This is a genomic window from Bradyrhizobium sp. LA2.1 (assembly GCF_040547725.1).
GTDB classification, from domain to species: Bacteria; Pseudomonadota; Alphaproteobacteria; order Rhizobiales; family Xanthobacteraceae; genus Bradyrhizobium; species Bradyrhizobium barranii.
In genome coordinates this window covers 61,791-86,594 of the sequence record NZ_JBEPQI010000025.1, presented here as the reverse complement: position 1 = coordinate 86,594, position 24,804 = coordinate 61,791, and the positions used below count along the sequence as shown (strand labels likewise).

Genomic DNA, 24,804 nt, shown 5'->3' with positions numbered 1-24,804 from the left:
TCGCTGTCAGAATAGCTACGTCAAAAACCTAATCGCCATGGACAATCTTGATGGCACAATCTTGGCGGTGGTTTGTTCTCCCATTCAACCAGTATATGGGTCAGGAGAGCGGGGCCAAAGGTTCATGCGCGTCTCTCACGCCGGCCCGTGGCAGAGCGTCGCGGCAACGCGCCATGCAGAAACGCACCTGTACACGCTCGCGTGACCTCCATAACCTCCGCGGCGTAATTTTTTGGAGATGCGGCGTGGCGAAGAAGACGGCGACCAAGAAGAAAAGTGTTGCAAGGAAAGTAACGAAGACCTCGGTCAAGACGAGCACCGCCCGCAAGGGGGCCGTTGCAAAGGCGGCCAAGAAGACAGTCAAGAAGCCGGCACCGCGCAAGGCGGCCGCGGCACGCCGTCCGAAAGGTCCGGTCTGGCAATGGTCCGCGGTCGACACCGCAGCCGCGATCCGCAACGGCGCAATCTCCGCCGTCGAGACCGTCGAAGCGCATCTCGAACGGATGCGCGCCGTCAATCCGCGGCTGAACGCGGTTGTCGTCGATCTCTCTGAAGAAGCGCTTGCCGCTGCGCATGCGGCCGACAAGCAGCGCGGCAGGGGCGGTGAGCTCGGCCTCCTGCACGGCGTGCCGATCACCATCAAGGAAAACGTCGATTACGAGGGCCGGCCCAATTTCAACGGCGTGCCCGCCAACAAGGATCTCGTCGCGCCGTCGGATTCGCCCGTGGTGCGTAACCTGAAAAAGGCCGGCGCGATCGTTCTCGGTCTCACCAACACGCCGGAATTTTCGTTCCGCGGCTTCACCGACAATCCGCTGCACGGATTGACGCTCAATCCCTGGGACCCGAACATCACCTGCGGCGGCTCCTCGGGCGGCGCGGGTTCGGCGGTTGCTGCCGGCATCGGCACAATCGCCCATGGCAACGACATCGGCGGCTCGCTGCGCTGGCCGGCGCATTGCAACGGCGTCGCCACCATCAAGCCGACGCAGGGCCGCATCCCCGCCTTCAACGGAAGCGCAACCGCGGAGCGGCCGATGCTGGCGCATCTGATGTCGGCGCAGGGTCCGCTCGCCCGTCACGTCGGCGACGTCCGCCTCGCGCTCGATGTGATGAGCCAGCGCGATCCGCGCGATCCCTGGTGGGTGCCGGCGCCGCTGGCCGGGCCGAAGCCGAAGGGACCGATCAAGGTCGCACTGGCCAGGATCCCGGAGGATATGGACGTCGATCCGTCCGTCCGCGCGGCGCTGCGTCAGGCCGCCGATCACCTGGAGCGTTCCGGCTATCGCGTGACCGAGGTCGATGTCCCCGACATCGACGGGGTCTGGCAGACCTGGTGCGACATCATCACCAACGAGACCGTGGTGATGCAGGAGGCTGGCATGCTGAAGGTGACGTCCGAGGACTTCCACAAGGCCTGGGGCGGCATGAAGACCAAGGCCAATGTGCTCGATCTCAAAGCCTGGATGCAGGCGACGGCCGCACGCAACGGCCATATCCGCGCCTGGCAATTGTTCTTCGAGGAGTATCCGGTCGTGCTGGCGCCGACCACGGTGAAGCCGACGCCGGGTCCGCGCGACGACACCGTCAGTGCCGATCGCGTGAAGGAAATCTTCTGGGGCGAGATCCGCTTCATCTCCGCCATCAACGTGCTGGGCCTGCCCGGCGCGGTGGTGCCGGTGACCCTGCATGACGGCAAGCCGATCGGCGTGCAGCTCATCGCCGGCCGCTATCGCGAGGACCTCGCGCTCGATGCGGCGGCCGCGATCGAGAAGCGTGCCGGTGTGCTCGCTCACCGGCTCTGGGAGACGATGGAGTAAGGTGAAGATCCCACCCTCTCCCACGACGAGGGGAGAGGGTGGCATAGGCGGCCTTCGGCCGCCGTCCTTGGAACGCCGATGCTTTGCATCGGCTATGGCGCAGCGGCGAGGCTAAGGCGTACGAATTCATTAATCCAACTCGATTCAAGTTTTAGCCAATTCACCAACAATCGTTAGGGTTACTTCCTCGATCTCTAGGCGAATTATTGTCCGCTTTACCACCCGCCTCTAACAGAGGAACGGCGGACAACGCACATGCCTCATACAGGCCAATAAGTGCGGCCCGCTCCACGCGGAGGTGGCACGATGCGCAACGAGACGATCGCTATTCACGCCGGCTACGAGCCCGAAGCCACCACGCACGCGGTTGCCGTGCCGATCTACCAGACCGCGGCCTATGCCTTCGACAGCGCCGATCACGGCGCCGCGCTCTTCAATCTCGAGGCCGAAGGGTTTCGCTACAGCCGCATCGCCAATCCGACCAGCGCGGTGCTGGAGAAGCGTATCGCCCAGCTCGAAGGTGGCGTCGGCGCGCTCGCGGTCGCGACCGGGCAGGCTGCGCTGCATTTCGCCTTCGTCAACGTCGCCGATCACGGCGGCAACATCGTTTCAGTGCCGCAGCTCTACGGTACCACGCACACGCTGCTCTCGCACATCCTGCCGCGGCAGGGCATCACCGGCCGTTTCGCCGAGAGCGACAAGCCGGATGCGATCGCAAAACTGATCGACGAGAACACGCGCGCCGTGTTCGCCGAGACCATCGGCAATCCCGCCGGCAATGTCTGCGACATCGAGGCTCTCGCCAAGATCGCGCATGCGCATGGCGTGCCGCTGATCGTGGACAACACCGTCGCGACCCCGATCCTGCTCAAGCCGTTCGATTGCGGCGCCGACATCGCCGTGCATTCGCTGACCAAGTTTCTGGGCGGCCACGGCACCACGTTGGGCGGAGCCATCGTCGATTCCGGGAACTTCCCCTGGGCCAAGCACGCCGACCGCTTCCCGGCCTACAACAAGCCTGACGCCTCCTATCACGGTCTTGTCTATGCCGAGCGCTTCGGCAAGACCGCCTATATCGAGCGCGCCCGCAGCGTCTATCAGCGCACCATGGGCTCGGTGCTGTCGCCGTTCAACGCCTTCCTGCTACTCCAGGGCATCGAGACCGTCGCGCTGCGCATGGAGCGTCATGTCGAGAACGCCCGCAAGGTCGCCGAATTTCTGCGCAAGGACTCGCGCGTTGCCTGGGTCAACTACACCGGCTTTCCGGACAGCCCCTATTACCCGCTCGTTCAGAAATACCTCGACGGTAACGCCTCCTCGCTGTTCACCTTCGGCATCAAGGGCGGCATGGAGGCCGGCAAGACCTTCTACGATGCGCTGAAGCTGATCACGCGTCTGGTCAATATCGGCGATGCCAAGTCGCTGGCGTGCCATCCGGCCTCGACCACGCACCGGCAGATGTCGGCGGAGCAGCAGCGCGTCGCCGGCGTGCTGCCGGAGACGATCCGCCTCTCGATCGGCATCGAGCATTCCGCAGATATCATCGAGGACATCGACCAGGCGCTCGAGAAGGCCTGCCCGTCGGCACGCCTCCAGGCCGCGGAGTAGGCGACGGCGCCGATGACGATCTTGATCGACAGGGATCAAGGTATCTCGAGCCCGGCGCTGGTGCCGGCCGAGGGCGATCTCGCGCGCGACCAGGGTTTCGCCGATCTCACGATCGGTCTGATCAACAACATGCCGGATCCGGCGCTGAAGGCGACCGAGCGGCAGTTCATGAAGCTGCTCCAGGCGGCTGCAGGTCCGCGCCGCATCCGTTTCCATTGTTTTTCGCTGCCCTCGGTGAAGCGGTCGCCCGAGGCGAAGTGGCATGTCGAGAGCGAATATTCCGAGCTCAGCGAGCTCAGGCACCACAAGTTCGACGGGCTGATCGTGACCGGCGCCGAGCCGATCGCGCCCGAGCTCGACCAGGAGCCGTATTGGCGCGACCTCACCGAGCTGATCGACTGGGCCAAGGTCAACACGCGCTCGACGATCTGGTCGTGCCTCGCTGCGCATGCGGCGGTGCTGCATCTCGACAGCATCGCGCGGCGGCGGCTCCCGGCCAAATGTCACGGCATCTTCGACTGCGAAGCTGCGACGAACGATCCGTTGACGCGCGCTGCGCCTGCGCCCCTCAAGGTCTCGCATTCGCGCCTGAACGAGATCGCCGAGAGCGATCTCACGCAGGCCGGCTATCAGGTGCTGACGCGTTCGGCAGAGGCCGGCGTCGATATCTTCGTCAGGCAATATGCCAGCCGCTTCGTGTTCTTCCAGGGCCACCCGGAATACGATGCGCTCTCGCTTCAGCGCGAATATCTGCGCGACATCGGCCGCTATCTCGCGCGCGAGCGCGAGGCTTATCCGCACCTGCCCGTGAGTTATTTTGACGCAGCGACCGAAGAGAAGCTCGCCCGCTTCGAGAAGAAGGCGGCCCAACAGCGCCACCCCGCGCTCACCAACGAACTGCCTGCGCTGAATCTGCGCGCCGATATCGCCGCCGGCAGCGCCGCGGCGGCGCTTTTCCGCAACTGGCTGCAATATCTCGGTGTGGAAGCCGATATTTCGGTCCTGGCACGCTAGACGAAGGGCGTTGGTTCCGCATTAGGATTACCCGGGCGTTAGGCTTGCCTCTACCAGCGCACGAATGTTTCAGTAGAGAAATAGGGAATCGCAGGAAACGCAGTCGGTGTGGTCGGCACTCCAGGGACGCGTGAGCAATCGGCTGGCCCGGCACTTCCGTGCCGCGCCGCACCGGCTGCCTGCGCATGCGCCGATGGTGAGCTTCACGTTTGACGACGCGCCCGATAGCGCCGCAGGCGAGGGCGCCGCGCTTCTGGAGACGCATGGTGGCCGCGGCACCTATTACCTCGCCGGCAGCCTGATTGATCGTCCGTCGGATCATTGGCACGGCCTGTCGAACGACGCGATCGTGCGACTTCACCGGGCCGGTCACGAGATTGCCTGCCATACCTTTTCGCACCAGAGCTCGGCCGATCTCGACGAGGCCGCCATGGCGCGCGAGATCGAGCGTAACCGCAGCCATTTCCACGATATCGATTCCTCGATCGTGCTGGAGAACTTCGCCTACCCCTATGGAATCGCCTCGGTCTGGCGCAAGCCGCAGCTTGCCAAGGCCTTTCGCTCGGCGCGCGGCATCCTTCCCGGCGTCAATCGCGACGTGATCGACCTCCAGTTCCTGCGCGCCTCGCCTCTGGTCGATTGCGAGATCGATATTGCGGGCGTCGATCGCTATTTCGACGAGGCGGTGGCAAGCGGCGGATGGCTGATCTTCTACGGCCACGACGTCGCCGACGCGCCAAGCCCCTACGGCTGCACGCCGCACCTGATGCGCCATGCGCTGGAGGCGGCCGGGAAGCGCGACATGCCGATCGTGACGGTCGCGGAAGCGCTGCGACGAATCGGAGCGTAGCTTTCTTCTTCCTTCTCCCCTTGCGGGAGAAGGTGGCATAGGCGGCCTTCGGCCGCCGTTCCTAGGAACGCCGAAGCAAAGCTTCGGCTATGGCGCCGGATGAGGGGTATGTCTCCACAGAGCAAGCTTTACCGAATCCGTGGATAGATACCCCTCACCCGTCTCGCCGCTACGCGGCGATCCACCCTCTCCCGCAAGGGGAGAGGGGAAGAGTCCTGCCTGCCATCCAAACAGTCTTGCCATGCCCGCGCGGTCATGCGACTGGCCTTGTGACGAATCCTACGGCCTTGCACCGACGCACCCATGTCCGCACCTTCCACCGCCCCGCTGCCTGCGCCGGCCAACGGCCGCGACGCGCTGTCGGTGCTGCATTCGGTGTTCGGCCTGCCGGGGTTCCGCGGTGCACAGGGCGAGATCATCCGGCACGTCACGGATGGCGGCAATTGCCTGGTCTTGATGCCGACCGGCGGCGGCAAGTCGCTGTGCTATCAATTGCCGTCACTGCTGCGCGAAGGCTGCGGTATCGTGGTGTCGCCGCTGATCGCGCTGATGCGCGACCAGGTCGCCGGCCTGCTCGAGGCCGGGGTCAACGCCGCCGCGCTGAACTCGTCGCTGACGTTCCAGGAAGCTTCCGACATCGAGCGCCGCCTGATCGCGGGCGATCTCGACCTGCTCTATGTCGCGCCGGAACGCCTTGTGACGCCGCGCTGCCTGTCGCTGCTGGCGCAGGCGAAGGTCGCGCTGTTCGCGATCGACGAGGCGCATTGCGTCTCGCAATGGGGTCATGACTTCCGCCCCGAATATGTCGGCCTCTCCATCATCGCGGAACGTTTTCCGAACGTTCCACGCATCGCGCTGACCGCGACCGCCGACGAGCTGACCCGCAAGGAGATCGTCGAGCGCCTCCGGCTCGCCGACAGCCCGCAATTCGTCTCCAGCTTCGACCGCCCGAATATCCGCTACGAGATCGTCGACAAGCGCAACGCAGTGTCGCAGCTGAAAGAATTCATCCGGGAGCGGCATGCGGGCGACGCCGGCGTGGTCTATTGCTTGTCGCGCAATCGCGTCGAGGAGGTTGCCGCCGCGCTCGACGACGCCGGCATTGCGGCGCTGCCTTATCACGCCGGGCTCGACAGCAGCATACGCTCGCGCAACCAGGACCGGTTCCTCAACGAGGACGGCATCGTCATCGTCGCGACCATCGCCTTCGGCATGGGCATCGACAAGCCCGACGTCCGCTTCGTCGCCCATCTCGATCTGCCGAAGAGCATCGAGGCCTATTATCAGGAGACGGGGCGCGCCGGCCGCGACGGCAAGCCGTCGGCGGCCTGGATGGCCTACGGTCTCTCCGACATCGTGCAGCAGCGCCGCATGATCGACGAGTCCAGCGGTTCTGACGATTTCAAGCGGGTGTCGATCGGCAAGCTCGACGCACTGGTCGGCCTCGCCGAGACCGCGCAGTGCCGGCGCAAGCGGCTGCTCGCCTATTTCGGCGAGGCGGAGACGGCGAACAATTGCGGTAATTGCGACAACTGCCTGACGCCGCCCAAGATGCGCGACGGCAAGGTGCTGGCACAGAAGCTGCTGTCCTGCGCCTATCGCACCGGGCAGCGTTTCGGTGCGATGCAGCTGATCGACGTCCTGATTGGTCGTCTCACCGAAAAGGTGACGCAGTTCGGCCACGACAAATTGTCCGTGTTCGGCATCGGGCGCGAGCTGAACGAGAAGCAGTGGCGCACGGTGCTGCGGCAGCTGGTGGCGATGGGGCATTTGTACAGCGACAGCGAGGCGTTCGGCGCGCTGAAGCTGACGGAGAGCGCGCGCGGTGTGCTACGCGGCGAGACCGAAGTCTGGCTGCGCGAGGAAGCACCGGGCACGCGTGTTCGCGCGAGCCGGACAAAATCGCGCCGTGGTGACCTCGCGCCTGCGGCCAACGCGCCGCAGGGCGATGTCGATCCCGAATTGCGGGCGCGGCTGAGGTCCTGGCGTTCGGACATCGCGCGCGAACGCGGCGTGCCAGCCTATGTCGTGCTGCACGATGCCACCATCGACGGCATCGTCCGGGCGTGGCCGACGACGCTCGACGAGCTCCGCAACGTGCCCGGCATCGGCGACAAGAAGCTCGAGCATTACGGCGACGAGCTGCTCCAGATCGTCAGGACGCGGTAGGTCATCTTGACCCGTAGCCCGGATGGAGCGAAGCGCAATCCGGGGAAGTCTTTCCGTATTGTACAAGTCCCGGATTACGCTTCGCTCCATCCGGGCTACAGACCTCAGCCGTTCCGGAATGCGTAACCGTAGCCGTTGAGCGCCGGCGCGCCGCCGAGATGGGCGTAGAGAATCTTTGCGCCCTTCTCGAAATGGCCCTTTTGGGTCAGGTCGATCAGGCCTTGCATCGATTTGCCCTCATAGACGGGGTCGGTGATCATCGCCTCTAACCGTGCCGTGAGGCGGATCGCTTCCTTGGTCTCTTCCGACGGCACGCCATAGGCGGGATAGGCGTAGTCCTCGATCAGCACGACGTCGTCTTCGACGATATCCTTGCCGAGCTCGACGAGCTTGGCGGTGTTCTGCGCGATCGAGAGCACCTGCGCTTTCGTTTGCGCCGGCGTGAACGAGGCGTCGATGCCGATCACCTTCCGCGCGCGGCCGTCGGCGGCGAAGCCGACCAGCATGCCGGCATGGGTCGAGCCGGTGACGGTGCAGACCACGATGTAGTCGAACTTGAAGCCGAGCTCGGCTTCCTGCTTGCGCACTTCCTCGGCGAAGCCGACATAGCCGAGGCCGCCGAATTTGTGCACGGAGGCACCGGCGGGAATCGCGTAGGGCTTGCCGCCCGCCGCCTTCACCTCCTCGATCGCCTGCTCCCAGCTCTTGCGGATGCCGATGTCGAAGCCGTCATCCACCAGGCGCACGTCGGCGCCCATGATGCGCGACAGCATGATGTTGCCGACGCGGTCATAGACGGCGTCCTCGTGCGGGACCCAGGCTTCCTGCACCAGGCGGCACTTCATGCCGATCTTGGCGGCGACCGCCGCGATCATGCGGGTGTGGTTGGACTGCACGCCACCGATCGAGACCAGCGTGTCCGCGTTCGAGGCGATCGCGTCCGGGATGATATATTCGAGCTTGCGCAGCTTGTTGCCGCCATAGGCGAGGCCGGAATTGCAGTCCTCGCGCTTGGCATAGATCTCGACATTGCCGCCGAGATGCTTTGACAGCCGTTCCAGCTTCTCGATGGGCGTCGGGCCGAAGGTCAGCGGATAGCGCGCGAATTTGTCCAGCATCATTGGGTCATCCCGATTGGCGTTGAATTGGCTCTAGCGCCTAGCACTGCCGTGGACAAATGTGCTTTCAAATATTGCGCAACAACTTCCACAAAGCTTGCGCTGTGGCGTCGAATAGATCTACTTTCTTCCGAATCGAAGCCAAATATCGAAAGCTTCTTCCATGGCTGCCCGACTCGATCGCACCGACCTTAAAATGTTGAGATTGCTGCAAAATAACGGCCGGCTGAGCAACGCCGAGCTGGCCGAAACCGTCGCCATCAGCCCCGCCACCTGCCATCGCCGTACCCAGCGCCTGTTCGAGGACGGCTTCATCGCCGCGGTCCGCGCCATGGTCGCGCCGAAGAAGGTGGCGAAGGGCACGCTGGTGATGGTCGGCGTCGTGCTCGACCGCTCGACCCCGGAGAGTTTTGCCACCTTCGAGCAGGCGATTACCAGGTTGAAATGCGTGCTCGACTGCCACCTCGTCGCCGGCGACTTCGACTATTTCCTCAAGATCCGCGTCGGCGACATGGAGGATTTCAACCGCATCCACGGCGAACAGCTGATCGCGCTGCCCGGCGTGCGCCAGACCCGCACCTTCTTCGTGATGAAGGAGGTCGTCGACAACGCGCCGCTGGAGTTTTGAGCAGCTGCTATTGATGCGCGATCCGCATCATGGGAGATTCAGGCGATGCAGACATTTCCCTTCCGCCAACTCGATCCGGCCGGGCCGGCCTATCGGCGCGGTTGGGTGGACGAGGCCGTCGCCGCGATCGCGGCCGACCAGTGCCGCACGGCCGACACGCATCTGATCCGGCTGATCGTGCCGGCGCTATCAGGCATCGACATCTATCTCAAGGATGAGTCCACGCATCCGACCGGCAGCCTGAAGCACCGCCTTGCGCGCTCGCTGTTCCTCTACGCGCTCTGCAACGGGCACATCCGCGAAGGCACGCCTGTGGTCGAGGCCTCGTCGGGATCGACGGCGGTGTCGGAAGCCTATTTCGCGCAGATGATCGGCGTGCCCTTCTACGCCGTGATGCCGCGCACGACCTCGGCGGAGAAGATCGCCGCGATCGAGCATTATGGCGGCAACTGCCATCTGATCGACGACGGCCGCGCGCTCTACGCGGAAGCCGCCGCGCTCGCTACCCGGCTGAACGGCCACTACATGGACCAGTTCACATTCGCCGAGCGCGCCACCGACTGGCGTGGCAACAACAACATCGCCGAATCGATCTTCACGCAATTGGCGGGCGAGCCGCGTCCGATTCCCGACTGGATCGTCATGGGTGCCGGCACCGGCGGCACCTCGGCCACCATCGGACGGTACTTGCGCTATCGCCAGTATCCGACACGGCTGTGCGTCGCCGATGTGGAGCATTCCGCCTTCTTCGACTGCTTCAGCACGCAGGACCGCTCTCACGTTTGCGAACGCCCATCGCTGATCGAGGGCGTCGGCCGGCCGCGCTGCGAACCCTCCTTCGTCCCCGGCGTGGTCGACCGCATGATGAAGATCCCGGATGCGGCAACGATCGCGGCGATGAACGTGCTGTCGCGCCGGCTGCGCCGCCCAGTCGGAGGCTCCACCGGCACCAACTTCCTGGCACTGTGCCGCCTCGCCTCGGAGATGCGACAGGCGAACGTATCAGGGTCGCTGGTGACGCTGATCTGTGATTCCGGCGAGCGCTACCGGCAGACCTATTACGAGCCCGAATGGCTGAAGGGGCGCGGCCTCGATCCTGCGCCGATCGAGGCGGCCCTGTCGTCGTTCCTCACGACGGGCGAGCCACTGACGCTCGATGTCGACGACGTCGCAAATCCGCAGATCGTACCAAGCCCCGAGGCATCCTAGCCGACGTTTTCCTGCCACTTCCAAAATGGCACGATCGTCACGGCAACTTCACTTGCCTTGCACGCACACGCGGGTGAGCTTCGCCTCTTCTCAACGAGGAGATCATGCCGTGCGCCTTCCCATTCTCGATCCGAAAGATCTGACCGACGAACAGAAGCCGCTCTATGACGACATGCGAGCTGGCATCAAGGACCACTTCAAGGGCTTCGTGAACATGCGCGACAACGGCGCGCTGCTGGGGCCGTGGAATCCCTGGATCCGCGAGCCGCGCTTCGGCAAGCCGGTGTGGGAGCTGGTCAAGGCAATCGCGTCGAACCCGCTGCTGCCGGCGCCGGTGCGCGAGGTCGCGATCCTCGTCACCGGCTCGCATTTCCGCTCCGGCTACGAGCTCTATGCTCATGTGCTCGTTGCCGAGCAGCGCGGCCTCTCCGACGAGAAGCTCGCGACCATCGTCGCGGGCCAGCGGCCGGTCGATCTCACCAAGCAGGAGGCCGTCGCCTACGACGTGGCGTCCGCGTTGGTCAGCGGCGGCGTGCTGCCGGAATTGACCTGGCGCGCCGCGGTGAAGGAGTTCGGCGAGCACGGCGCGGCCGAGCTGTCCTATCTCGTCGGCGTCTACTGCATGGTCTCGGTCACGCTCAACACGTTTGACGTGCCGGTGCCAGAGTAGACGCTGCTTCGACGATCACTCCGCCGCCTTGCTTACAGGCGGCGGAGGCGCCCAGGCGATGAAGCGATTGCGGCCCTCGGCCTTGGCCTGGTAGAGCGCATGATCGGCCGCGCCCATCAGCGCGTCGATGCAGGACATGCTGACGGTGGCTGCCGCCATGCCGATGCTCATGGTGAGGCCGAACTGAACCTTGTCGGCAAAGACCTGCGCGCTCATCACGCGCTTGCGGACGCCGCCGGCAAGCCGCTCGGCAGCGTCGTGCCTCTGCGCACCGCCAGCGCTTCGAATGCGGCCGACAATGATGTGTTGCCGAAGCCGAGCCCGAGCGTGACGGCGGGGATGGTCGCATAGATCGTGCGAAGATCGAGGTAGATGTTGGGGACATCCGGCTTTGCCGGCGCGTCGTCCTCATCGTCGGCAGCGAAGGCAGTGCCTGCCGAGATCGTCAGACAAAGCAGTCCCATCGCGACAGCACGCGAAGCCTGGCGATGCGATGGGTTGTGATGGGACACGTGACAATCCGACGCGTGGCGATTTGATGACGGAACCGTTGTTGGATGGAACGTGATCGCTCGGGTGGTCAAGCGGTATCCGTAAGCGATGGACGGCACGGATGTGCGCGGCTACCCTGCCGTGATCGCACTGACACACGCGCCGGCCGGAGTGCGGGCCGGACATTGGAAGGACACAGCCATGAACACGTCACGCCGCATCCTGCTCACTGGTCTGGCGGGCCTCGCTGTCGCTCCGACCGCGGCGGCGGCTAGCGTACCGTCGGCCGAGCCTGGCGACGTGACGGTCGCCGAAGAGCGATTCGCGCGCACGATTGCCGCCGCCCATGCCCCTGACGTCAGCTGCGCACGGCAGGCCGAACGCTATGCGGATGCGCATTGGCTGGAATATGTCGTGGCGGCGCGGGCCGTGCTCGGCGCGCGCGCGTGATGCTTTCTTCCCTTCTCCCCTTGCGGGAGAAGGTGGCGCGAAGCGCCGCTACGCGGCGATCCACCCTCTCCCACAGGGGGAGAGGGTAAGAAAGCGCCTCATTTCTCCACCGCCCGCCGAACCTGTTCGCCGATCTGCGACAGCACGAGCTGCGCCTGCGGCAGGATCGCGCCCATGGCGTGGAAATTGTGGACCATGCCGTCATGGCAGACATGCTCGACCGCGACACCCGCGGCGAGCAGCTTGCGCGCATAGGCATTGCCCTCGTCGCGCATCGGATCGAATTCGGCGGTGTGGATGATCGCGGTCGGCAGGCCTGCAAGCCGCGTCGCGCGCAAGGGCGAGATGCGGGGGTCGGCGGTGTCGATGCCATCAGGCAGGTAATCGGCGAGATCGGCTTCGATGGTGGCGCGATCGATCAGATGGCCTTCGGCGAATGCCTCGCGTGAAGGCGAGGTCTCCTCGAAATCCAGCACCGGGCAGATCAGGCATTGCGCGACGATCGAGAGGCCGGCGGTCTGCATCGCTTCCTGGCACACGATCGCAGCGAGCGTGGCGCCGGCGGAATCACCGCCGACCACCAGCCGTTCGGCGTCGATGCCCAGCGACGAAGCTTGCCGCGCGACCCACTCCGTGGCCGCGATCGCATCAATGACGGCAGCAGGAAATTTGTGCTCAGGCGCGAGCCGGTAATCGACCGAGACGAGGCGACAGCCGGTTACATGCGCCAGCGCCGCCGCGATGCGGTCATGCGTCGCAATGCTGCCGGCCACGAGCCCGCCGCCATGAAAGAACACGAAGCCCGGCGCGCGGTCGCCGGCAGAAGCAGGCGAATAAAGGCGATAGGGCAGCTCTCCACCGGGACCCGGAAGCGTGCCGTCGGCGGTGGTCACATCCGGCGCATCAGTGCGCGCAAACTGCATCAGCTTGGCCAGCGACTGCCGCCGCGCCTCCACGCTCGGCCGGCTCCGCCCCTGCGGGGCGGCCGCAGCCATCATGGTCAACAAACGCCTTGCAAGCGGATCGAGCGGCATGGATCCTTCTCCCCTCGTCGGAGAGGGTAACGCACCATATCCCAGCAGGGAATCATTTAGACATTGGGACAATAGTGCCCGGATATTTCCAAGGGAGGCCGGTCATGGCCGAGATCAAGAAACCGATCGAATATTCGCCGAGCTGGACCTTCTTCGAGGGCAAATGGCACGACGGCAACGTGCCGATCATGGGCCCGCGCACGCATGCCGCCTGGCTCGGCTCGGTCGTGTTCGACGGCGCGCGCGCGTTCGAGGGCGTCGCGCCCGACCTCGACCGTCACGTCGCCCGCGCCAACCAATCCGCGATCAATTTTGGCCTGAAGCCGGTGGTCGACACCGGCACCTGGCTTTCGCTCGCACACGAAGGCATCGCGCGCTTCGCCGCGAATGCCGAGCTGTACGTCCGCCCGATGTACTGGGCGCAGAACGGTTCGGGCGGCGGCGTGCTGTTCGACCCCGAGACGACCAATTGGTGCCTGTGCATCTACGAGGCGCCGATGCCGAAACCCGTCGGCAACGCCATCACGCTGTCGCCGTTCCGCAGGCCCACGGCCGAATGTGCGCCGGTCGAGGCCAAGGCCGCCTGTCTCTATCCGAACAATTCGCGCGCGCTCGCGGAAGCCGCCGGGCGCGGCTTCCAGAACGCGCTGATGCTCGACATGCTCGGCAATGTCGCGGAGTTCGGCAATTCCAACGTGTTCATGGCCAAGGACGGCGTGGTCTACATGCCGGTCCCGAACGGCACGTTCCTGAACGGCATCACGCGCCAGCGCGTCATCAGCCTGCTGCGCGGCGACGGCGTTACCGTGGTCGAGAAGACGCTGCGCTATGCCGACTTTCTCGCCGCCGACGAGATCTTCTCGACCGGCAATTTCGCCAAGGTCGCCCCCGTCATCCGCATCGACGATCGCGAACTGAAGCCGGGCCCGCTCTACACCAAAGCGCGCAAGCTCTATTGGGACTTTGCGCATGCGGTGAAGCTGGCGGCGTAGGGCGCCGCACTTTCCTTCGTCCTAGCCGCGTCGCTTAAACCGGCTGAACTGAAACGCCTGCGTCGACTTCCACGGCGTGTGATGCGTCTCGCTCCGCGTCTCGATCAGCTCGAACTCCGGCCCAAGCTCCGCTGCAAGACTCGCGCTGTCGTGCCGCTGCACCGGCAGGCCGCTGCATTTCTCCGGGCCATCAAGCGCAAATGTCGCGATGATGACGTGGCCGCCGGGCGTAATCGCCGAGCGCAGGCGCTCGACGTAAGCGGCCCTGTCGCGCGGATCGGTCAGGAAGTGAAATGCTGCGCGATCGTGCCAGAGGTTGTAGCTGCGCCCCGGCTGCCATGTCGTGGCGTCGGCAACGATCCAGTCGACTGCTGAAGCGGCGCGGCCGATTCGTCTCTTCGCCGCTTCAAGCGCGTTGGCGGAGAGATCCAGCACGGCGAGGTCGCGGTATCCGTCCTGCAGGAGAGCGTCCACCAGCCGCGAAGCACCGCCGCCGATGTCGATGATGGCGGCGCCATGGTCAGGACAGGCCGAGCGGATCATCTCGAGCGAGATCGCCGGGCTGTCCTGAAACCAGCTTACCTCGGCCTCGCCCTTGGTGGCGTAGACGTTGTCCCAGTGGGTGCTGCGGTCGGACATGGCGGCTCCGGCCTGGCCGGGACGACAGCGCGCAAGTCGCGCCGTTACGAACCGGCGGCCCGCGCGCCCGCCGCAGGTGGACGCGCCGGCGCGAACGAAATCCCTACTCGTCCTTCTTCGACATCCGCTCGAGGCGTTCCTGCATGTCCTTCATCTGCTGACGCAGGTCGTCGATGTTGCTGGTGTCCGTCGGCGCCGCAGCGCTTGCGTCGGCCTCCGGTTCGGGGCTGGTCGCCGGACGGCCCGCGTTGGGGGCAAACGGCTTGAACATCGAGAAGGTCTGCTGGAACAGCTCCATGTTGCGGCGGACCTGTTCTTCCAACGGAGCAAAAGGAGTGCCGGAGAGCGAGTTGGCGATCTGCTTGCGGAACTTCTCCTGCTCCTGGGTCAGCGTCGCGATCGACTGCTCCAGATATTTCGGCACCACCATCTGCATGCTGTCGCCGTAGAAGCGGATGAGCTGGCGCAGGAAGGTGGTCGGCAGCAGGTTCTGGCCGGCCTTGTTCTCCTGCTCGAAGATGATCTGGGCGAGCACGGAGCGGGTGATGTCGTCGCCGGTCTTGGCGTCGTAGACCAGGAAATCCTCTCCGTCCTTGACCATGGCGGCGAGGTCTTCGAGCGTCACGTAGGTGCTCGTTCCGGTGTTATAGAGCCGGCGGTTCGCGTATTTCTTGATGGTGGTGGGTTGGTCTGATTTCGCCATGGGCTCTCACTTGCAAGCGCGGAGAACGGGAACCCGGCGGATAATGCCGCAGGGCGGGAAGAGTACGCAACGCAACAAAATAAGCATTTTCAAAGGGGTCACGCTACCGTTTTGTGCGCCACGGTTAATCGGGCAGCAAAAACGTGCTTGCGAAAGCGCCAAGAACGCTATTTTGAATGCGTTGCGGCATGAATTCGGTCGCCGGCCGATTGACATGCCTCAACGACGTTAACAGGATGCCATTCGAGACTGGCGAGCCGTTTCCCCAGCCCCGCCTGCCCCCTTTCAACACCAGGAGATGCCCATGTCAGACGATGTCGTCATCGTCAGCGCCGCCCGCACCCCGGTCGGAAGCTTCAACGGAGCGTTCGCGACCCTTCCCGCCCATGACCTCGGCGCCATCGCCATCAAGGCCGCGCTGGAGCGTGGTGGCATCGAGCCTGGCCGGGTCTCCGAAGTCATCATGGGTCAGATCCTGACCGCGGCTCAGGGTCAGAACCCGGCCCGCCAGGCCTCGATTGCCGCCGGCATTCCGGTGGAGAGCCCGGCCTGGGGCGTCAACCAGCTTTGTGGCTCGGGCCTGCGCACCGTCGCGTTGGGCTACCAGGCGCTGCTCAACGGCGATTCCGAAATCGTGGTCGCCGGCGGCCAGGAATCCATGAGCATGGCTCCGCACGCCCAGTATCTGCGCGGCGGCGTCAAGATGGGCCCGGTCGAGTTCGTCGACACCATGATCAAGGACGGCCTGTGGGATGCCTTCAACGGCTATCACATGGGGAATACGGCCGAGAACGTCGCGCGCCAGTGGCAGATTACCCGCGCCCAGCAGGACGAGTTCGCGGTCCACTCGCAGCAGAAGGCCGAGGCGGCGCAGAAGGCCGGCAAGTTCAACGACGAGATCGTTCCCGTCACCATCAAGACCCGCAAGGGCGACATCGTCGTCAGCGCCGACGAATATCCGCGTCATGGCGCAACGCTCGACGGGATGGCGAAGCTCAAGCCCGCCTTCGAGAAGGAAGGCACGGTCACCGCGGGTTCGGCCTCCGGCATCAACGACGGCGCCGCTGCTGTTGTGCTGATGACGGCGAAGCAGGCCGCCAAGGAAGGCAAGAAGCCGATCGCGCGCATCGTGTCCTGGGCGCAGGCCGGCGTCGATCCGAAGATCATGGGCTCGGGCCCGATCCCGGCCTCGCGCGCCGCGCTGAAGAAGGCCGGCTGGAGCGTCGGCGATCTCGACCTGATCGAGGCCAACGAGGCCTTCGCGGCGCAGGCCTGCGCCGTCAACAAGGATCTCGGCTGGGATACCTCGAAGGTCAACGTCAACGGCGGTGCGATCGCGATCGGCCATCCGGTCGGTGCTTCCGGCGCACGCGTGCTGGTGACGCTGCTGCACGAAATGCAGAAGCGCGATTCGAAGAAGGGCCTCGCCACGCTGTGCATCGGCGGCGGCATGGGTATCGCGATGTGCCTGGCGCGCGACTGAAGCTGACATCTAACTTACGTGTCACTTGCGCGTGCGCTGCACACATAGATGAGTGCATCGCACGCGACTAAAAAGGCGGCGGTTGCAAATCAAATATTCTTCGCAACAGCGCCAGCCTCGACTAAATACAAACGCCCGGCTCGACGCCGGGCGTTTTGTTCTTGATGTCCGTCAAACCAACCGCATAATCCGCATCTAAAACGATCGCTCAGAAACGTCCGCAGAGTCCAAGGGAAGGAATACGATATGGCACGTGTTGCACTGGTGACGGGTGGTACGCGGGGCATCGGAGCTGCGATCAGCAAGGCGCTAAAAGCGGCCGGCTACAAGGTCGCGGCGAGCTATGCCGGCAACGATGCGGCGGCGGAGAAGTTCAAGGCCGAGACCGGCATCGCCGTCTACAAATGGGACGTCAGCAATTTCGATGCCTGCGCCGAAGGCGTGAAGAAGGTCGAGGCCGAGCTCGGCCCCGTCGACGTGCTCGTCAACAACGCCGGCATCACCCGCGACACCGCCTTCCACAAGATGACGCTCGAGCAGTGGAACGCCGTGATCAACACCAATCTCGGCTCGCTGTTCAACATGACGCGCCAGGTCATCGAGGGCATGCGTGCGCGCAAGTTCGGCCGCGTCATCTCGATCTCGTCGATCAACGGCCAGAAGGGGCAATTCGGCCAGGTCAACTATTCCGCAGCAAAGGCCGGCGACATCGGCTTCACCAAGGCGCTCGCGATCGAGAACGCCAAGGGCGGCATCACCGTCAACGCGATCGCACCGGGCTACATCAACACCGAGATGGTGCAGGCGGTGCCGAAGGACGTGCTGGAAAAGAACGTGATCCCGCAGATCCCGGTCAATCGTCTCGGTGAACCCGAGGAGATCGCGCGCGCCGTGGTGTTCCTCGCCGCCGACGAGGCCGGCTTCATCACCGGCTCGACGCTGACCATCAATGGCGGCCAGTATCACGCCTGATAGGGCGTCAAGCCTGTAGATTCAGGCGCGACAAGGCGATAGTGAAGACGAAATGCCCGGCCTCGTGCCGGGCATCATCGTCCTCAGGGCCTTTCGATTGATGACCCCGCGCACAGCCACACTGATCGGATTGACCGCGATCCTGATGTGGTCGCTGCTTTCCGTGATGACGGTGGCGACCGGAAAGATTCCGGCGTTCCAGCTCGCCGCCATGACGTTCGCGATCGGCGGTCTCGTCGGCCTCCTCACCTGGGTCGGCCGCGGCGATGCGGCGAGGAGCTTGCGTCAGCCGCTGGTCGTATGGGTCGTCGGCGTCGGTGGCCTGTTCGGCTATCACGCACTGTATTTCCTGGCGCTGCGCTTTGCGCCGCCGGCGGAAGCCGGTCTTTTGAACTACATGTGGCCGCTCCTGATCGTGCTGTTCTCGTCGTTCCTGCCGGGCGAGCGGCTTGCGGTGCATCACATCATTGGTGCCGTGCTCGGCCTCGTCGGCACCGTGCTGCTGTTCGCCGGGAGCACCTCCGGCTTCGCACCGGGCCAGCTGCCGGGATTGATCGCGGCGTTCATCGCGGCGTTCGTCTGGGCGACCTATTCGGTGCTGTCGCGGCGATTGAAAGCGGTGCCGACCGATGCGGTCGCGGGCTTCTGCCTCGCCACCGCGGTGCTCGCCGCGCTGATGCATGGTCTGCTTGAAACCACGGTGTGGCCGGAGACGACGCTGCAATGGCTCTCCGTGGCCGCCCTCGGCATCGGCCCTGTCGGCGCCGCGTTCTACGCCTGGGACATCGGCATGAAGCGCGGCGACATCCGCGTGCTCGGCGCCGCATCCTATGCGACGCCGCTGCTCTCGACCGGATTCCTCATCGCCGCCGGTTTTGCAAAAGCCAGCGCCAACATCGCCATCGCCGCGATCCTGATCGCCGGCGGCGGCCTGATCGCGGCGAAGGATATGGTGCTGCGGAAGCGGTGACAGTTGTTGCCGGGTTCGCCGCCATGCGGCGCCAGGGAATGACAGTGCGCCTTACGGCTCCCAGCCCTTCGGCGCGAGCTCGAATTTTGCGAACTCGAATGCGGGCGCCACTGTGCAACCGACCAGCGTCCACTCTCCCATGCTCTCCGCCATCTGCCAGGCATTCGCCGGCACGATTCCCTGCGGCCGTTCGCCGCTCACAAGGTCCGTGCCGAGCCGTACCTCGTGTTGCGAGCAGCCTTCATGCGCGATGCGCAGCGTCAGTGGGCTGCCGGCGTAGTAGTGCCAGATCTCCACGGCGTCGATGCGATGCCAATGCGAGCGTTCGCCGCGCGCGAGCAGGAAATAAATGAGGGTCGAGCGCGACCGGCCGTTAGGGTCCGTGGTCTGGTCGCGAAACGTCTCGCGGTAGTGACCGCCTTCGGGATGCGGTCGGAGTTCGAGGCGTGCGATGATCTCGGCTGCGGTCGGCATCGATCCCCGTCAGGATTTCTTCTTCAGGATTTGTTCTTGCGCTCGCGCAGTTCGCCAAACACCGCGGCAGCGTCCGCGCCCTTCATGTGTAGCCTGGTTGCGACCGACGGTTCATCAGCACGCAGGAACACGTTTGCTCGCTTCTCGTCACCAAGTAGTGAAGGAATGGTCGGCTTGTTCTCGGCCCGCAGCTTCGCCACTTCCGCCGCGCGTGCCTGGAGCGCCGCATTGTCGGGGTCGATGGTGAGCGCGAACTTGACGTTGGACGCGGTGTATTCGTGCCCGCAATAGAGCTTGAAGTCGTCAGGCAGCGCCCGCAGCTTCAGGAGCGAGTCCCACATCATCGGGTAGTCGCCTTCGAACACGCGGCCGCAGCCGATCGAGAACAGCGTGTCGGCCGCGAACAGCGTCTTCTCGTTGTCGAACACGTAGGAGATGTGGTCGAGCGTGTGGCCGGGCGTCTCCAGCACGCGCCCCAGCAAGCTGCCGACCTTGACGATGTCGGCATTGGCGACGCGCAGGTCGACGTTGGCGATCTTTGTCGTCTTGTCATGCGGCGCGACGACGCGGCAATTGTATTTCTGCTTGAGTTCTGCGACCCCGCCGACATGATCGCCATGATGATGGGTGATCAGGATGTCGGTGAGCTGCCAGCCCTCGCGCTCGAGCGCCTTCAGGATGGGGCCGGCCTCCGGCGCGTCGATCGACGCCGTCGCCTTGGTTTCCACATCGTGGATCAGATAACCGAAATTGTCGTTTAAACAGGTGAAAGTACGAATTTCGGCGGCCATGTCATCTCCATCGCGCTCAGCCCCGCAGACAAATATGGCGTTAACGTTGCGCAGGCAATGCAATATTCCGGGCGCGGGAGCCGCCTCGTGCATGTTACATTGCCGTCATGACCATTGATGTCGTCGACCTCCGCGAGTTCTACTCCCGTCGCCTCGGGATTGTGGCGCGGCAAATGATCAATCGCGGCATCAGGGAGCGCTGGCCGACCGCCGCGGGCCAGCGTGTGCTCGGCATCGGCTATCCCACCCCTTATCTCGGCCTGTTCCGCGAGGACGCGGAGCGCTGCATCGCCTTCATGCCGTCGGCGCAGGGCGTCTTGAAATGGCCGACGGGCCGGCCGGCGCTGGCCTCGCTGGTCGATGAATTCTCGCTGCCGCTTCCTGACGCCGCGGTCGACCGGATCCTGCTAATTCATGCGCTGGAGATGTCGGATGATCCGGCCGCGCTCTTGCGCGAGGTGTGGCGGGTGCTGTCGCCCTCCGGCCGCGTGATCGCGGTGATCCCGAACCGGCGCGGGGTATGGACCCGCACCGACAGCACGCCGTTCGGTCACGGCCGGCCCTATTCGCGCTCGCAGATCACCGACCTGTTGCGCCAGACCTGGTTCACGCCGACCGCCTGGGGCGAGGCGCTGTTCATGCCGCCCTATGCCGGCGGCTGGGTGCTGAAATCGGCGCAGGTGTGGGAGCGTGCGGGCGCGGCGCTGTCGTTGCCCTTTGCCGGCGTGCACATTGTCGAGGCGACCAAGCAGGTCTATCGCGCGATCCCCGCCAAGCGCGAGCGCGCACGGCTGATTCCCTCGTTGAAGCCGGTGCTGGTGCCGTCCTCGACGGTGACGCGCACTTGAAAACAAATCGTCCCGGCGCGAGGCCGGGACGATTGCAGATCAGAAGAAGCTTACTCGCCGGAGGCGACTTCGTCGCTGGAGCCGGCCGGAGCCGCCTCGCGCTCGGGGCGCGGGCCGTGCGGCCGGCGGCGTCGCCGCGGAAAGCGTTCGCCGCCACCGCCGCCTTCCAGGCCACCCTGACCGCCATTCGCGGCACTATTCACTTGCGGCTGTGCGCCGGTGATGAAGGAGGGCAGGCGATCGACGCTGCCGGTGTCGGCAACGACGGGCTGCGGCTGGTTCAGCGGCAGCGGCAGCGGCAGCGGCTGATATTGCGGCTGCGCACGATGGTCGCGTTCGCGATGTTCGCGCGGCTGCTGGTTCTCGCGCTGATAGGGCTGCTGGCCGTCACGCGGCTGATGATCACGCTGGTGATCGCGCTGGCCGTCGCGGTCGCGCATGAAGGGCTGTTGCTGCTGCGGCGGCTGCGGGACGAAGCCCGGCTCCTGGCCGAAATTCGAGAAATTCTCGCCGTCGTCCTCGCTGTCGTCGCCGCTGTTGCTGACGGGCTCGTCGCCGCGCGGTTGCTGGTTCTGGCGGAACTGTTCCTGGGCCGCCGCGATCAGGCGGAAATAATGCTCGGCGTGCTGGTAGTAGTTCTCGGCGGCGACCGGGTCGCCGGAAGAGCGCGCATCGCGCGCGAGCTGAAGATATTTTTCGGCGATGTGCGAAGCCGTGCCGCGGATCTTGATGTCGGGTCCGTTCGATTCGTAAACCCGGGTCATCGGGTTCTGGCCGCGCCGGTTGTTGTTGTTGTTGTTATTATTGTTATTGCGGTTGCGCATCCGCTGCTTGTTCTGACCGTTTCTCATGTCCTGCCTTTAATTCCAGCCCTAAAGGTTGCACGCATTACTGATTGCTCGGAGTGACCTGATGACAGCGGTTCACATCTCTCATGCGCACCGCGCGCAGGAGCGGCTTGAACCCTGCCGATGTCCGTCGACCGTCGCGTTCAACAAAGACGCGTTCCCCACCCGCCAGCATCCATTGCCAGCGAACCCATTCATATCGCCTGCCGAAACAAGCCCAGCTTTGTTGCGTAAGTCTTCAAGCGCAATATCAGGCTTTCGTTCACTTTGCGGTCGGAGAGCAGCGCAGCTCCAATGGCCATCGCGCTCAACAGGACCTGCGGCTTGGAACCTTTAAATCAGTAAAGCTCTCGCCCGAGAGCCCGGCTTTTGCCCGTAGGTCTACGGGGCCGGCACCGATGTGTTGACCGGAACGTAGTCGTTCCCAAGGGATATTCCAAGAGGTTTTTTGCAACCCAATCCGGCTTTTATGGGGGCATTTTTCGGGCCGAAACCGCCCGCGGGATGCCCGCCAAATCGGCCTTGGGCGGCCTGTCCACAGACAACGCGGCAGCCGTCATCAAGGTTTCAATATCGCGGGCCTGCCCTTGCCCCGCCTCGACGATCAACGCCCCGCCGGGGGCGAGCCGCTCGGCCGCCTGCGGGATCAGGGCGCGGTAGGCGTCATAGCCGTCATTGCCGCCGTCGAGCGCCAGATGCGGATCGTGCTCGCGCACGTCGAGGCTCAGTTTCGGAATTTCCCCTGAGGGAATATAGGGCGGATTCGACACGATGAGATCGAACGGGCCGCGCAGCGCCGCCGCATAGGAGCAGGCGACGAAGCCGGAACGGTCGGCGAGGCCCAGTGCTGCGGCATTGCTCCGCGCGGTGTCGAGCGCGGAGAGGCTGAGATCGGTTCCGACACCGAAGGCATCGGGAATTTCGTGCAGCAGCGCGAGCAGGATCGCGCCGGATCCGGTGCCGATATCCGCGATTCGCGGGCGCGGCCCCGATATCGTGGCCTCCCGAAAGATCTCCAGTGCCAGTTCGACCACGGTCTCGGTGTCCGGCCGCGGCACCAGCGTCGCTTCGGACAGTTGGAACGGCAGGCCCCAGAATTCGCGCGCGCCGAGAATGCGGGCGACCGGCTCATGCGCGAGACGGCGCTGCGCATAGGCTTCGAGCCGCGCGGCCTCTTCGGGCGTGAGCTGGCGCGCCGCCTGCGTGACGATGCCGGTCAAATCAAGCCTCAGCGCGGCTCCGACGAGCAGGCGCGCGTCGAGGGCGGGCTCTTCGATGCCGGCCGATTGCAGCCGCGCCGCAAGCGCGCGCCGCGCACTCTCGATGCTGTGTCCGGAATCGAAACCTGTCGCCAATGGAGCCATCCTGCCTGGTGTCGTGGATAGATCGGCGGCATTGCTTGCGTCAACGGAAAGGAGCGCGTCTGATCGCACCTCGCAGCGAGCGAGGGGTTCATGACGGCTTACGACGATCAGAACGTCTTCGCAAAGATCCTGCGCGGCGAGATTCCCTGCTTCGAGGTTTTCAGGGACGACCGCAGCCTCGCCTTCCTCGACATCATGCCGCGCTCGCCCGGACACACGCTGGTCATTCCCCGGGCGCCGGCGCGTGGCATCCTCGACATCGCGGATGACGATCTCGCCGCGGTCGCCCGAACCGGCAAGCGCATCGCGATTGCGGCGATGAAGGCGTTCGACGCCGAGGGTATCATCCTGCAGCAGTTCAGCGAACCGGCGAGCGGGCAGGTGGTCTTCCACCTGCACATGCACGTCATGCCGGTCAGGGCCGGAATCGAGCTACTGCCGGCGCAGACGCGCAAGGAAGACATGGCCGTGCTCGCCGATCACGCCAAGCGGATGATTGCGGCACTTGGCAGTTGATCGAGATAGCGCTGCAGCAAGACCGTAGGACGGGTAGAGCTGTTGCGAAACCCATCATCGAGACAAACTCGAAATCGACTGGCGCAGCTTCGCTCCACCGAAACTGCGAGCCAGCGATCTTTCATCGAACCTTCATCAGTTCCTGTTCAGCGGGCGGGGTCGAAGGGGAGAGCCAATCGGACATTCGAGCGCGGCACGATCCCAGCGTCCGACATCAGCTGCTGCCTGATAGGTGGTTTGCAGAAACGCCATGAGCGCGGCCTCTGGCTCGCTGGATTTTCGCACAAGGTCATAGGGCAGGAGATATTCGCCGAGCTTCCGATCGAAGTATGCGCCCGCCGGCATGACCTGTCCGTCAGCAAAGCCATTCGGCGTGGGGTAGGCATAGGAATAGAAGGCCGCAAAGTCCGTACCACCTCCGCCCGGCCAAAAGCCGGCGGACGAGACTTCATCGCTATAGGCCTCGCGTGTCACGACGTCCGGCAAACCCGGGACGCCACCCGGGTGAAGCGGAGCGGAACGCCCAGAGAAGCGCGTCACCGCGAGATCGAAGCTGCCCCAGAAGAGATGGACCGGACTGACTTTCCCGATGAACCCCGTCCGAAACCGATAAAACACTCCGCTGATCGCGACGAGGGCGCGGAAGAACCGCGTCACGGCGTCTGCGTCATAGGGCCTGATCTGGCGGTCCTCCGTGAACGGGATCGGATCCGGGACCTCACTGGGCCGACCGTCAAATTCTGGTGTTCCGCCGAGATGTTCTACCAAATCACAGAATCGGGCGTGAAATTCGGCGACGGACATTCGCCCGAGCGGCATTTCCGCCCTGCGCCCATCAGCTGCTTCTCCGATCAGGACGTGACGGGAGAGATCGAAGACGATCTCGATACCTGATGCGTCTGGAATCAGCGAAGTCGTGAGCCCGCGTGCATTCACGTAGAAGGTCGCGTGCCAGGAATGGTTGACCCATGGCGTTCTCGCGAGCCGATACTTGCCGACAATCTGGCAATACAGATGAAGCGCGGAACAGGTTTCGCGCCATGCCTCGAAGGGAATCTCCGGCCAGATCGCGCTCATAGCGTCTCCTCCCTCAGGTTCGGTTCGGCTTGGCAAGACCTCACCTCGGCTAAAGGCGACCCTGT

Annotated in this window: 26 protein-coding genes; 15 read left to right on the top strand and 11 right to left on the bottom strand. The window is 64.5% G+C overall.

All coding sequences use genetic code 11. The annotated features are described in order from the left end of the window. Positions 1-245 precede the first annotated feature (245 nt). From ABIB95_RS36255 to recQ, 5 genes are all read left to right on the top strand, one after another. Entirely contained in the window at positions 246-1,820 is a 1,575-nt protein-coding gene (locus ABIB95_RS36255) for an amidase family protein (protein WP_354246811.1), read from the top strand. 306 nt (positions 1,821-2,126) lie between these two features. Continuing rightward, positions 2,127-3,428: an O-acetylhomoserine aminocarboxypropyltransferase/cysteine synthase family protein gene (locus ABIB95_RS36250; RefSeq protein ID WP_354246808.1), complete on the top strand. Its 1,302-nt coding sequence runs from the start codon at positions 2,127-2,129 to the stop codon at positions 3,426-3,428. 12 nt (positions 3,429-3,440) lie between these two features. Continuing rightward, positions 3,441-4,442 (top strand): homoserine O-succinyltransferase MetA, encoded by a 1,002-nt coding sequence (gene metA / locus ABIB95_RS36245; RefSeq protein ID WP_354246805.1) that lies wholly within the window; start codon positions 3,441-3,443, stop codon positions 4,440-4,442. A gap of 106 nt (positions 4,443-4,548) precedes the next feature. Then, a complete protein-coding gene (locus ABIB95_RS36240) occupies positions 4,549-5,292 on the top strand; it encodes a polysaccharide deacetylase family protein (protein WP_354246802.1) in 744 nt (247 codons plus the stop codon). A gap of 303 nt (positions 5,293-5,595) precedes the next feature. After that, complete coding sequence (gene recQ, locus ABIB95_RS36235; RefSeq protein WP_354246799.1) at positions 5,596-7,461, top strand: DNA helicase RecQ; 1,866 nt, start codon at positions 5,596-5,598, stop codon at positions 7,459-7,461. Positions 7,462-7,565: 104 nt separating this feature from the next. On the opposite strand, the gene ABIB95_RS36230 is transcribed toward recQ, so the two are convergent. Next, on the bottom strand, positions 7,566-8,579 hold the full coding sequence (locus tag ABIB95_RS36230; RefSeq protein ID WP_028153143.1) for a 1-aminocyclopropane-1-carboxylate deaminase: 1,014 nt from the start codon (positions 8,577-8,579) through the stop codon (positions 7,566-7,568). Positions 8,580-8,742: 163 nt separating this feature from the next. Here ABIB95_RS36230 and ABIB95_RS36225 point away from each other — a divergent pair, with 163 nt between their 5' ends. The 3 genes from ABIB95_RS36225 to ABIB95_RS36215 all read left to right on the top strand — a co-directional run bounded on the left by ABIB95_RS36225 (position 8,743) and on the right by ABIB95_RS36215 (position 11,086). Further along, entirely contained in the window at positions 8,743-9,207 is a 465-nt protein-coding gene (locus tag ABIB95_RS36225; protein WP_038943290.1) for an Lrp/AsnC family transcriptional regulator, read from the top strand. A gap of 45 nt (positions 9,208-9,252) precedes the next feature. Next, complete coding sequence (locus ABIB95_RS36220) at positions 9,253-10,416, top strand: PLP-dependent cysteine synthase family protein (RefSeq protein WP_354246796.1); 1,164 nt, start codon at positions 9,253-9,255, stop codon at positions 10,414-10,416. A gap of 109 nt (positions 10,417-10,525) precedes the next feature. Beyond that, positions 10,526-11,086, top strand: coding sequence for a carboxymuconolactone decarboxylase family protein (locus ABIB95_RS36215; protein WP_354246793.1), 561 nt, complete (start codon positions 10,526-10,528; stop codon positions 11,084-11,086). A 15-nt stretch (positions 11,087-11,101) separates the two neighbouring features. Here ABIB95_RS36215 and ABIB95_RS36210 read toward each other — a convergent pair whose 3' ends face one another. Together ABIB95_RS36210 and ABIB95_RS36205 are read right to left on the bottom strand one after the other, a co-directional pair. Then, positions 11,102-11,302 (bottom strand): diguanylate cyclase domain-containing protein, encoded by a 201-nt coding sequence (locus tag ABIB95_RS36210; RefSeq protein ID WP_354246790.1) that lies wholly within the window; start codon positions 11,300-11,302, stop codon positions 11,102-11,104. Next, complete coding sequence (locus ABIB95_RS36205) at positions 11,302-11,598, bottom strand: hypothetical protein (protein ID WP_247314694.1); 297 nt, start codon at positions 11,596-11,598, stop codon at positions 11,302-11,304. The genes ABIB95_RS36210 and ABIB95_RS36205 overlap by 1 nt, the downstream gene beginning before the upstream one ends. 181 nt (positions 11,599-11,779) lie before the next feature. Between ABIB95_RS36205 and ABIB95_RS36200 the strand changes: the two genes are divergently transcribed. Further along, a complete protein-coding gene (locus tag ABIB95_RS36200) occupies positions 11,780-12,028 on the top strand; it encodes a hypothetical protein (RefSeq protein ID WP_063986016.1) in 249 nt (82 codons plus the stop codon). A gap of 98 nt (positions 12,029-12,126) precedes the next feature. On the opposite strand, the gene ABIB95_RS36195 is transcribed toward ABIB95_RS36200, so the two are convergent. Continuing rightward, positions 12,127-13,062 carry an alpha/beta hydrolase gene (locus ABIB95_RS36195; protein WP_354246787.1) on the bottom strand — a complete coding sequence of 312 codons (936 nt, stop codon included), beginning with the start codon at positions 13,060-13,062 and terminating at the stop codon, positions 12,127-12,129. Positions 13,063-13,166: 104 nt separating this feature from the next. Between ABIB95_RS36195 and ABIB95_RS36190 the strand changes: the two genes are divergently transcribed. Continuing rightward, complete coding sequence (locus ABIB95_RS36190; protein WP_354246784.1) at positions 13,167-14,054, top strand: branched-chain amino acid aminotransferase; 888 nt, start codon at positions 13,167-13,169, stop codon at positions 14,052-14,054. A 21-nt stretch (positions 14,055-14,075) separates the two neighbouring features. Here the strand turns inward: ABIB95_RS36190 and ABIB95_RS36185 are convergent, their stop codons facing one another. Continuing rightward, positions 14,076-14,693 carry a class I SAM-dependent methyltransferase gene (locus tag ABIB95_RS36185; protein WP_354246781.1) on the bottom strand — a complete coding sequence of 206 codons (618 nt, stop codon included), beginning with the start codon at positions 14,691-14,693 and terminating at the stop codon, positions 14,076-14,078. Positions 14,694-14,796: 103 nt separating this feature from the next. Continuing rightward, positions 14,797-15,396, bottom strand: a complete 600-nt coding sequence (phaR, locus tag ABIB95_RS36180; protein WP_071908507.1) for a polyhydroxyalkanoate synthesis repressor PhaR — start codon at positions 15,394-15,396, stop codon at positions 14,797-14,799. Between the two features lie 304 nt (positions 15,397-15,700). Between phaR and ABIB95_RS36175 the strand changes: the two genes are divergently transcribed. The 3 genes from ABIB95_RS36175 (at position 15,701) to yddG (ending at position 18,821) form a co-directional block, all read left to right on the top strand. Next, a complete protein-coding gene (locus tag ABIB95_RS36175; protein WP_063986017.1) occupies positions 15,701-16,879 on the top strand; it encodes an acetyl-CoA C-acetyltransferase in 1,179 nt (392 codons plus the stop codon). A gap of 246 nt (positions 16,880-17,125) precedes the next feature. Then, on the top strand, positions 17,126-17,851 hold the full coding sequence (phbB, locus tag ABIB95_RS36170) for an acetoacetyl-CoA reductase (RefSeq protein ID WP_028149509.1): 726 nt from the start codon (positions 17,126-17,128) through the stop codon (positions 17,849-17,851). 100 nt (positions 17,852-17,951) lie between these two features. Further along, on the top strand, positions 17,952-18,821 hold the full coding sequence (gene yddG, locus ABIB95_RS36165) for an aromatic amino acid exporter YddG (protein ID WP_354118870.1): 870 nt from the start codon (positions 17,952-17,954) through the stop codon (positions 18,819-18,821). A 51-nt stretch (positions 18,822-18,872) separates the two neighbouring features. On the opposite strand, the gene ABIB95_RS36160 is transcribed toward yddG, so the two are convergent. Next, positions 18,873-19,295 carry a cupin domain-containing protein gene (locus ABIB95_RS36160; protein ID WP_354246778.1) on the bottom strand — a complete coding sequence of 141 codons (423 nt, stop codon included), beginning with the start codon at positions 19,293-19,295 and terminating at the stop codon, positions 18,873-18,875. 23 nt (positions 19,296-19,318) lie between these two features. After that, entirely contained in the window at positions 19,319-20,086 is a 768-nt protein-coding gene (gene gloB, locus ABIB95_RS36155; protein ID WP_354246775.1) for a hydroxyacylglutathione hydrolase, read from the bottom strand. A gap of 107 nt (positions 20,087-20,193) precedes the next feature. Here gloB and ABIB95_RS36150 point away from each other — a divergent pair, with 107 nt between their 5' ends. Then, positions 20,194-20,934, top strand: a complete 741-nt coding sequence (locus tag ABIB95_RS36150) for a class I SAM-dependent methyltransferase (protein WP_014490441.1) — start codon at positions 20,194-20,196, stop codon at positions 20,932-20,934. A 50-nt stretch (positions 20,935-20,984) separates the two neighbouring features. Here ABIB95_RS36150 and ABIB95_RS36145 read toward each other — a convergent pair whose 3' ends face one another. Both ABIB95_RS36145 and prmC read right to left on the bottom strand, forming a co-directional pair. Then, a complete protein-coding gene (locus ABIB95_RS36145) occupies positions 20,985-21,785 on the bottom strand; it encodes a DUF4167 domain-containing protein (RefSeq protein ID WP_354246772.1) in 801 nt (266 codons plus the stop codon). Positions 21,786-22,249: 464 nt separating this feature from the next. After that, on the bottom strand, positions 22,250-23,146 hold the full coding sequence (gene prmC / locus ABIB95_RS36140) for a peptide chain release factor N(5)-glutamine methyltransferase (RefSeq protein WP_354246769.1): 897 nt from the start codon (positions 23,144-23,146) through the stop codon (positions 22,250-22,252). 90 nt (positions 23,147-23,236) lie between these two features. On the opposite strand from prmC, the gene ABIB95_RS36135 reads away from it, so the two are divergent. Further along, the gene (locus ABIB95_RS36135; protein WP_166346284.1) at positions 23,237-23,662 is read left to right on the top strand and encodes an HIT family protein; all 426 of its coding nucleotides are present in this window, start codon (positions 23,237-23,239) and stop codon (positions 23,660-23,662) included. Between the two features lie 135 nt (positions 23,663-23,797). Here ABIB95_RS36135 and ABIB95_RS36130 read toward each other — a convergent pair whose 3' ends face one another. Further along, entirely contained in the window at positions 23,798-24,739 is a 942-nt protein-coding gene (locus tag ABIB95_RS36130) for a DUF5996 family protein (protein WP_354246766.1), read from the bottom strand. Between the last annotated feature and the right edge of the window lie 65 nt (positions 24,740-24,804).

What these genes read in the sequence shown, in the direction of transcription:
- ABIB95_RS36250 (WP_354246808.1), top strand. Translation starts at nt 2,127, where the DNA reads ATGCGCAACGAGACGATCGCTATTCACGCCGGCTACGAGCCCGAAGCC.
- metA (WP_354246805.1), top strand. Translation starts at nt 3,441, where the DNA reads ATGACGATCTTGATCGACAGGGATCAAGGTATCTCGAGCCCGGCGCTG.
- recQ (WP_354246799.1), top strand. Translation starts at nt 5,596, where the DNA reads ATGTCCGCACCTTCCACCGCCCCGCTGCCTGCGCCGGCCAACGGCCGC.
- ABIB95_RS36230 (WP_028153143.1), bottom strand. Translation starts at nt 8,579, where the DNA reads ATGCTGGACAAATTCGCGCGCTATCCGCTGACCTTCGGCCCGACGCCC.
- ABIB95_RS36225 (WP_038943290.1), top strand. Translation starts at nt 8,743, where the DNA reads ATGGCTGCCCGACTCGATCGCACCGACCTTAAAATGTTGAGATTGCTG.
- ABIB95_RS36220 (WP_354246796.1), top strand. Translation starts at nt 9,253, where the DNA reads ATGCAGACATTTCCCTTCCGCCAACTCGATCCGGCCGGGCCGGCCTAT.
- ABIB95_RS36210 (WP_354246790.1), bottom strand. Translation starts at nt 11,302, where the DNA reads ATGAGCGCGCAGGTCTTTGCCGACAAGGTTCAGTTCGGCCTCACCATG.
- ABIB95_RS36200 (WP_063986016.1), top strand. Translation starts at nt 11,780, where the DNA reads ATGAACACGTCACGCCGCATCCTGCTCACTGGTCTGGCGGGCCTCGCT.
- ABIB95_RS36195 (WP_354246787.1), bottom strand. Translation starts at nt 13,062, where the DNA reads ATGCCGCTCGATCCGCTTGCAAGGCGTTTGTTGACCATGATGGCTGCG.
- ABIB95_RS36190 (WP_354246784.1), top strand. Translation starts at nt 13,167, where the DNA reads ATGGCCGAGATCAAGAAACCGATCGAATATTCGCCGAGCTGGACCTTC.
- ABIB95_RS36185 (WP_354246781.1), bottom strand. Translation starts at nt 14,693, where the DNA reads ATGTCCGACCGCAGCACCCACTGGGACAACGTCTACGCCACCAAGGGC.
- phaR (WP_071908507.1), bottom strand. Translation starts at nt 15,396, where the DNA reads ATGGCGAAATCAGACCAACCCACCACCATCAAGAAATACGCGAACCGC.
- ABIB95_RS36175 (WP_063986017.1), top strand. Translation starts at nt 15,701, where the DNA reads ATGTCAGACGATGTCGTCATCGTCAGCGCCGCCCGCACCCCGGTCGGA.
- phbB (WP_028149509.1), top strand. Translation starts at nt 17,126, where the DNA reads ATGGCACGTGTTGCACTGGTGACGGGTGGTACGCGGGGCATCGGAGCT.
- yddG (WP_354118870.1), top strand. Translation starts at nt 17,952, where the DNA reads ATGACCCCGCGCACAGCCACACTGATCGGATTGACCGCGATCCTGATG.
- ABIB95_RS36160 (WP_354246778.1), bottom strand. Translation starts at nt 19,295, where the DNA reads ATGCCGACCGCAGCCGAGATCATCGCACGCCTCGAACTCCGACCGCAT.
- gloB (WP_354246775.1), bottom strand. Translation starts at nt 20,086, where the DNA reads ATGGCCGCCGAAATTCGTACTTTCACCTGTTTAAACGACAATTTCGGT.
- ABIB95_RS36150 (WP_014490441.1), top strand. Translation starts at nt 20,194, where the DNA reads ATGACCATTGATGTCGTCGACCTCCGCGAGTTCTACTCCCGTCGCCTC.
- ABIB95_RS36145 (WP_354246772.1), bottom strand. Translation starts at nt 21,785, where the DNA reads ATGAGAAACGGTCAGAACAAGCAGCGGATGCGCAACCGCAATAACAAT.
- prmC (WP_354246769.1), bottom strand. Translation starts at nt 23,146, where the DNA reads ATGGCTCCATTGGCGACAGGTTTCGATTCCGGACACAGCATCGAGAGT.
- ABIB95_RS36135 (WP_166346284.1), top strand. Translation starts at nt 23,237, where the DNA reads ATGACGGCTTACGACGATCAGAACGTCTTCGCAAAGATCCTGCGCGGC.
- ABIB95_RS36130 (WP_354246766.1), bottom strand. Translation starts at nt 24,739, where the DNA reads ATGAGCGCGATCTGGCCGGAGATTCCCTTCGAGGCATGGCGCGAAACC.